2 protein-coding genes are annotated in these 785 nt (G+C 72.4%); both read left to right on the forward strand.

All coding sequences use genetic code 11. The features are described from left to right. A partial coding sequence (locus tag GJV64_RS15060; RefSeq protein WP_164158333.1) for a phosphotransferase occupies positions 1-572 on the forward strand: 572 nt, incomplete at its 5' end. After that, positions 569-785 (forward strand): hypothetical protein (locus GJV64_RS15065; protein WP_164158335.1); only part of this gene is annotated, 217 nt, incomplete at its 3' end. The genes GJV64_RS15060 and GJV64_RS15065, both read left to right, overlap by 4 nt.

Genomic DNA, 785 nt, shown 5'->3' on the forward strand with positions numbered 1-785 from the left:
CGCCGCCGGAGCGGGCCTGCCTCACCGCCATGGCCCCCACCGATGCCGCGCCGGCACGGCTGGCGCACTGGCGCCGCGCGTTCGACGCCGATGCCTTCCGCCCGGAACCGCTGGTCGAGGCTGCTTTTCAGTGGCTGGCCACGCATCTGCCGCCACCCCCGCAACGGGTCAGCATCGTGCATGGCGACTTCCGCTCCGGCAATTTCCTGCATGATGGGGCCGGGCGCCTGCTCGCCATCCTGGACTGGGAGATGGTCCACGCCGGCGACGCCCACGAGGATCTGGCCTGGGCCTGCGATCCCCTGTGGTCCAATTTTTCCGGCCGGCCTGGTGCCACTTTGCCGCTGGCTGATGCCATTGCCGCGTGGCAGGCGGCCTCGGGCCTGACGCTGAACCCGGAAAGCTGGCGCTGGTGGCGGCTGTTCGCGCAGGTGCAGGGGCTGGTGATCTGGATCAGCGCGGCGCGCGAGGTGCTGGACGGCCGCAGCCATGATCCGGTGCTGATGTTCGCCGGCACCATCCCCTATCGCTTCCACTGCCTCACCCTGGCCCGCGCACTGGAGACGCTATGAGCCTGCCGCTCCCTGTGCTGCTCGGCGCGCTCGCCCAGGCCCAGGCCACCGAGGTCGCGCCGGCGTTGCAGATGCTCGGCCAGCCGGGCGCACCCGATGCCAATTATGCCGGCGGCACCGCCGCTACCTCGGCGCTGATGCTGATGCTGGCGGCGGCCGAATGCGCCGGCCTGCCGGCGCGCGAGGCGGCGCTGGCGGCAGCCGCGCGCGGTC

The organism is Sandarakinorhabdus rubra, assembly GCF_010994245.1.
GTDB lineage: Bacteria > Pseudomonadota > Alphaproteobacteria > Sphingomonadales > Sphingomonadaceae > Sandarakinorhabdus > Sandarakinorhabdus rubra.